This is a genomic window from Streptomyces anatolicus (genome assembly GCF_019400875.1).
Taxonomy (GTDB): Bacteria; Actinomycetota; Actinomycetes; order Streptomycetales; family Streptomycetaceae; genus Streptomyces; species Streptomyces anatolicus.
The window spans coordinates 1-3,619 of the sequence record NZ_WMBF01000579.1; the positions used below are offsets into that span (position 1 = coordinate 1).

At 71.9% G+C, this 3,619-nt stretch carries 3 protein-coding genes; 2 read left to right on the top strand and 1 reads right to left on the bottom strand.

The genetic code is table 11. The features are described 5' to 3' along the window. Positions 1–1,257, top strand: a 1,257-nt coding sequence (locus GKQ77_RS29805) for a type III PLP-dependent enzyme domain-containing protein (RefSeq protein WP_219692228.1), incomplete at its 5' end; no start/stop codon positions are given. A 24-nt stretch (positions 1,258–1,281) separates the two neighbouring features. On the opposite strand, the gene GKQ77_RS29810 is transcribed toward GKQ77_RS29805, so the two are convergent. Next, complete coding sequence (locus GKQ77_RS29810) at positions 1,282–2,070, bottom strand: alpha/beta fold hydrolase (protein ID WP_219692229.1); 789 nt, start codon at positions 2,068–2,070, stop codon at positions 1,282–1,284. A 173-nt stretch (positions 2,071–2,243) separates the two neighbouring features. On the opposite strand from GKQ77_RS29810, the gene GKQ77_RS29815 reads away from it, so the two are divergent. Then, on the top strand, positions 2,244–3,614 hold the full coding sequence (locus GKQ77_RS29815; protein WP_219692230.1) for an APC family permease: 1,371 nt from the start codon (positions 2,244–2,246) through the stop codon (positions 3,612–3,614). Positions 3,615–3,619: the final 5 nt, after the last annotated feature.

Consider the following 3,619-nt stretch of genomic DNA (forward strand, 5'->3'; position numbering starts at 1 on the left):
CCCCTCACCTGCCTCCTCGACATCGCCGGCGTCCGCGCGAGCGCCGCCGCCCTGCGCGGCGCCTTCGAGGCCGTCACCCCGCCCGGCACCCCCGTCCTGCACGCCTTCGCCGTGAAGGCCACCCCGCTCGTACCGGTGCTCCGGCTGCTGCGCGCGGCGGGGATCGGCGCCGAGGTGGCGAGCCCCGGTGAGCTGGCGCTGGCGCGGGCCGCCGGTGTCACGCCCGCCGACACCGTCCTCGACTCCCCCGCCAAGACCCCCGCCGAGCTGCGCCAGGCCCTCGCGCTCGGCATCGCCGTCAACGCCGACAACCCCCAGGAACTTGCCCGCGTCGACGCCCTGGTCCAGTCGGCGCCGACCGCATCCCCCATCGGGCTTCGCGTGAACCCGCAGATCGGCGGCGGCGCGATCGGCGCCCTCTCGACGGCGACGCCCACCTCCAAGTTCGGCGTCCCGCTGCGCGACGAGGGCGCCAGGGAGTGGGTGATCCAGGCCTGCCTCGACCGGCCGTGGCTGACCCGTCTGCACGCGCACTCCGGGTCGCAGGGCATGCCGCTGGAGATGATGGTGCGGGGCGTCGGAGCCACGTACGAACTGGCCGAGGAGATCAACGCACGCGCCGGGCGGCGGCAGATCGACACGGTCGACATCGGCGGCGGCCTGCCCGTCAACTTCGGCTCGGACGACGAGAGTCCGACCCACGCGCAGTACGCGCGCCGCCTCAAGGCGAGGGTGCCGGGGCTGCTCGACGGGCGATACGGCCTTGTCACCGAGTTCGGCCGCTCGCTGCTCGCCAAGCACGGCACGGTGCTCGCCCGCGTCGAGTACGCGAAGAAGGCGGGCGGCAGGCCCATCGCGGTGACGCACGCGGGCGTGCAGGTGGCGACCCGGACCGTGTACGCGCCGCTCTCGTGGCCGCTGCGGATCGCCGCGTACGACGCGAAGGGGCGGCCCAAGAGCGGGCCCGCCGTCGGCCAGGACATCGCGGGCCCGGCCTGTTTCGCGGGCGACCTGCTCGCCGAGAACCGCCCGCTGCCGCTGCTCGAACAGGGCGACCATGTGGCCGTCCTCGACACGGGCGCGTACTACTTCACGGCCCACTACGCGTACAACAGCCTTGCCAGGCCCGGGATCTACGGCTATTCGATCCACGGCGACGACGTACGCTTCGCCGCCGCGCGCGAGCCGCAGACGCTCGACGAGCTGGTGGCGGAGGCGGGCGGCGGCGCGGAGCGGGACGCGCTGCGGTACCTCTGAGCGCCGCCCGCCTCGTCCAGTGCGTCAGAGGGTGGGGCCGGTGGTGAAGAACTCGGTCAGCACAGGCGCGAGGACGTTCGCGTCGACATCGTGGTCCTGGCCGTCCAGCGTGCGGTGCAGGCCGGGCAGGGCCTTGGCCCCGTGGCGGATCCACGCCTCGCTCGCACCGCCGTCGAGCACGAGGAGCCGGTCGGCGAGGGCGTCCCAGCGGCCGGTCGGCAGCGGGCGCCCGGACATCGTGTCGCCCATGACCGTTCCGTCGTAGGGAAGGGTGTGCGCCACCGCTTCCATGCCGGGCCAGAACGGCGCCTGGCGCATCCCGGTCACCACGTCCTGCGGGACGCCGACCGCGCGGGTCAGGAAGTAGGCGACCGCGTCGCCGCGCGCGCCGCTCTCCACGAGGCCGGTGAGGTGGGCGACGTAGTCCTCGGGAAGCGGCGGGCGGCTGTCGTCGACCACGAACGGCGGCTCGTACACGGAGAGGCGGGATATCGCGCTGCCGCCGGCCGCCGCCTCCAGCGCGAGGACGGCACCGGATGACATGCCGTGGACGTACGCGTTGCCACCGGCGAGCGTGATCAGGGCGTCCAGGTCCTCGATCTCGCGCCGGACGTCGTAGGGCGCGGTGTCGCCGCTGTCGCCCCGGCCGCGACGGTCGTAGGTGATGACGTCGAAGTGCCCGGCGAGCAGCCCGGGCAGTTCCCCGAAGTCACCACGGCACTGGAAGGCGCCGCCGGCGAGGATCAGAGCGGGCCCCTGCCCGGTCCGTTCATAGGCGATGGCCGTGCCGTCCTGCGAGAACACCTTGTCCATGGGAATCCGTCTCCGCTCTAGCTCATGGCGGGCCGCGCGCCCGCCCCCTCGGGAACTGACGAACGCCGACATGCTCTGAGCTTCCTCAACTGGCGCATAGTGACGCAGCTCACGGGCAGACCCTTCCTCCAGACGTGTTCGCAGACGTGTTCCCGGTCTCGGGGGAGGCTCCTATGACGGCATCCGGTACACCCACCACCGCACCACCGCCCGCCGAGGAAGGCGCGCTGCACCGCGCCATCGGCCCCAAGCTGCTGATCCTCTTCGTGATCGGCGACATCCTCGGCACGGGCATCTACGCCACCACCGGCAAGGTCGCCGGGAAGGTCGGCGGGGCGCTGTGGCTGCCGTTCGCGATCGGGTTCGTCGTGGCGATCCTGACGGCCGCGTCCTACGTCGAACTGGTCGGGAAGTACCCGAAGGCGGCCGGGGCCGCGCTCTACACCCAGAAGGCGTTCAGGACGCCGTTCCTCACCTTCATCATCGCCTTCATGGTGATGTGCTCGGGGCTCGCGTCGGCGAGCGCCGCCGCCCGCGCCTTCAGCGGTGACTACCTCGCCGAGCTGACGGGCGACGCGCTGCCGCCGACGCTGATCGCGATCACGTTCATCGTCCTCCTCGCGGCGCTGAACATGCGGGGCGTCTCGGAGTCCGTGAAGACGAACGTCGTCCTGACCCTCGTCGAGCTGACCGGTCTCGCGATCATCCTGGGGATCGGCGCGTACGCCGTGCTGACCGGCGACGGGGAGCCCTCCCGCCTCACCGACTTCGAGGCGGGCGGCGGCGGCACCGGCTACGCCCTGATGACCGGAGTCCTCGGCGCCACCGCGCTCGGCTTCTTCGCCTTCGTCGGCTTCGAGGACTCGGTGAACATGGCCGAGGAGACCAAGGACCCGGTGCGCACCTTCCCGCGTGCGATCTTCATCGGCGTCGCGGTGACCGGCACGATCTACGTCCTGGTGGCGCTGGTCTCCTCGCTCCTCGTCGACTACAAGACCTTGGAGGGTTCGAGCGGCCCGCTCCTGGAGGTGGTGAAGGCGGGCGGCGTCGACTTCCCGCACAAACTCTTCGCGCTGATCGCCCTGTTCGCGGTCACCAACTCGGCGCTGATCAACATCATGATGGCCTCGCGGCTCTGCTACGGCATGGCCAACGAACGCATCCTGCCGCGCGCCATGGGCCGCGTCCTCTCCAAGCGCCGCACCCCTGTCGTCGGCATCGTCTTCGTCTCGCTGCTCGCGATCGGCCTGGTCTCGACGGGCGAGATCGAGGGGCTCGGCGATACGACGGCGTTCCTGCTGCTGTGCGTGTTCGCGGTGGTCAACGTGGCGGTGCTTGTCCTGCGCCGGGACCCCGTCGACCACCCGCACTTCCGTACGCCGACGGCCCTGCCGGTCCTCGGCGCGGTCACGGCCCTGGTCCTCGCCAGCCCCCTGGCGGACCGCCCGGCGGAGGTCTACATCCGCGCGGGCGTCCTGATCGCCATCGGGGTGGCGCTGTGGGGGGTCAACAAGGCGGTCCTGAAGTCGCGCGGCGAGGAGTAGGGGCC